The sequence below is a fragment of the Craterilacuibacter sp. genome (genome assembly GCF_051659485.1).
In the GTDB taxonomy this organism is placed as follows: Bacteria; Pseudomonadota; Gammaproteobacteria; order Burkholderiales; family Chromobacteriaceae; genus Craterilacuibacter.
Window position 1 is genome coordinate 1 of sequence record NZ_JBOFOO010000389.1, and the last position, 2,601, is coordinate 2,601.

Annotated in this window: 3 protein-coding genes; all 3 read left to right on the plus strand. The window is 58.7% G+C overall.

Annotated elements, in window-relative coordinates; all coding sequences use genetic code 11:
* On the plus strand, positions 1–552 hold a 552-nt coding region (locus tag ACRC1E_RS13390; RefSeq protein WP_438515588.1), incomplete at its 5' end, for a GNVR domain-containing protein.
* A 60-nt stretch (positions 553–612) separates the two neighbouring features.
* Positions 613–1,617 carry a UDP-glucose 4-epimerase GalE gene (galE, locus tag ACRC1E_RS13395; protein WP_438515589.1) on the plus strand — a complete coding sequence of 335 codons (1,005 nt, stop codon included), beginning with the start codon at positions 613–615 and terminating at the stop codon, positions 1,615–1,617.
* A 378-nt stretch (positions 1,618–1,995) separates the two neighbouring features.
* The coding region (locus ACRC1E_RS13400) for a dTDP-glucose 4,6-dehydratase (RefSeq protein ID WP_438515590.1) at positions 1,996–2,601 on the plus strand (606 nt) is incomplete at its 3' end.

Sequence of the window (2,601 nt, forward strand, 5' to 3'; positions counted from 1 at the left end):
GGCCAACTGCTGATAGACCAAGATCTGTACGACACCCGCAGCAAACAATGGGTGCGCGAGGTACAAGAAGGCCAGTCTGTCGCGCCAAGCGATTGGGAACTGTACAAGGCCTTCAGCGAGATACTGTCGCTGGACAAGGACAAAAAATCCGGACTGGTGACACTGACGCTGGACTTTTACTCGCCGGAACTGGCCAAGCAATGGGCAGACTGGTTCGTCCATGACCTGAACCAGGCGGTGCGTGAGCGCGACCAGATCGATGCCCGTAAAAACATCGATTACCTGCACAAGCAGCAGTCGCAAACCGCACTGGCAAACATGCATATGGTTTTTTCGCAGCTGATTGAACAACAAACCAAAACCCTGATGCTGGCCGAAGTACAGCAGGAGTATGCATTCAAGACCATAGACCCGGCCGTCGTTCCTGAAGAAAAGCTCAAGCCAAAACGGGCCTTGATCGCAGCACTAGGCACTATCGGCGGCCTGTTTATCGGCATACTCTTGGTACTGATACGCGGTCAGATGCGTAAACGCAAAGAAGCACAGGTCTGACCTAAGTCAAACCGGATGGGGGCGCCACCCAGCCCCCTCCCCCCCGAAAAGGAGCCCACCATGATCCTCGTCACTGGCGGCGCCGGTTATATCGGCAGCCACACTTGCGTACAACTATTGCAGGCCGGCGAGCAGCTGGTTGTGCTCGACAATCTCAGCAACAGCAAGCCCGAGGCGCTGCGCCGGGTGGAGAAGATCACCGGCAAGCAGGTGCTGCTGGTCGAGGGCGATATTCTCGATCGTGAAAAACTGGATCTGGTGTTCCACTACCCGATCACGGCAGTGATACATTTTGCCGGCCTGAAAGCGGTGGGCGAGTCGGTCGAACAACCGCTGGCCTATTACAACAACAACGTCGGCGGCACAATCAAGCTGCTGCAGGCGATGCAGCGCCACAACGTTAAAAACCTGGTGTTTTCATCCAGCGCCACCGTCTATGGCGACCCGGCCACCACGCCGATACGCGAAGACTTCCCGCTATCCGCCACCAACCCGTATGGCCGCAGCAAGCTGATGGTCGAAGACATGCTGCGCGATCTGGTCAAAGCCGAGCCGGACTGGAATATCGCCATCCTGCGCTACTTCAATCCGGTGGGCGCGCACGAAAGCGGCCTGATCGGCGAAGACCCGAGCGGCATCCCCAATAACCTGATGCCCTTCGTGTCGCAAGTCGCCATCGGCCAGCGCGAGCAACTGTCGGTATTCGGCAACGACTACCCCACCCCGGATGGCACCGGCGTACGCGACTACATCCACGTCGAAGACCTCGCCCGTGGCCATCTGGCCGCACTGGGTGCGCTGAAAACCCATGACGGGCTGCTCACCGTCAACCTTGGTACCGGTCAGGGCTATTCGGTGCTGGACATGGTCAAGGCCTTCGAAACTGCCAGCGGCCGCAGCGTGCCTTATCAAATCGTACCGCGCCGCGCCGGCGACATCGCAGCATGCTGGGCCGACCCGAGCACCGCCCGCGAGCTATTGGGCTGGCAGGCCGAAAAGACCCTGCAGGACATGTGCAACGACAGCTGGCGCTGGCAAAGCCTGAATCCGAAGGGCTACGTCTAGGACTCGGGACTCGGGACTCGGGACTCGGGTTTCAGTGTTTAGCGCCGAGCAAATCACATCAAGGCCGCGAATCCCGGATCCCAGCTCCCGAGTCCCACAACAAAGCTGTAAACATCCCCAACAACTTTCTGCCGCCACTCAGTAGTTCTACGGATAGGCAGCTACGGTTTTCCGCCTTAAAATAGCTGCAGATTTTGGAGGCAAGACCCCGCAGCGCTTGCGCTGCACACCTTTTGGGTAGTTCGGTCAAAGGCGGCATCGGCTTGGTAACAAGCTGCTGTCGCCTTTGCCTTTTCAGTGCAAACTGACCCCATCTCTCGATTTTCGCCATAAAATACCGCATACGCTTCCCCCACTATTTCAAGAAACGGATTCGACATGATCTTGGTTACCGGCGGCGCCGGCTTTATCGGCGGCAATTTTGTACTCGACTGGCTGGCACAATCCGACGAGCCGGTCCTCAACCTCGACGCCCTCACCTACGCCGGCAACCTCGATACCCTCAAATCGCTGACTGACGACCCGCGCCATCTGTTTGTGCGTGGCGACATCGGCGACCGCGAGCTGCTAGCCAAGCTGCTGGCCGAGCATCAGCCGCGCGCGGTAATCAATTTCGCCGCCGAAAGCCATGTCGACCGCTCCATCCACGGCCCGGGCGATTTTATCCAGACCAATATCGTCGGCACCTTTAATCTGCTGGAAAGCATGCGCGGCTACTGGAGCGAGCTGGCAAGCGAAGCCAAGCAGGCTTTCCGCTTTTTGCATGTCTCCACCGATGAGGTGTACGGCACACTGGCGCCGACCGAGCCGCCATTTAGCGAAACCCACCGCGTCGAGCCCAACAGCCCCTACTCCGCCTCCAAGGCGGCAAGCGACCATCTGGTACGCGCCTGGCACCACACTTACGGCCTGCCGGTGATCACCACCAATTGCAGCAACAACTATGGCCCCTACCACTTCCCCGAGAAGCTGATCCCGCTGGTC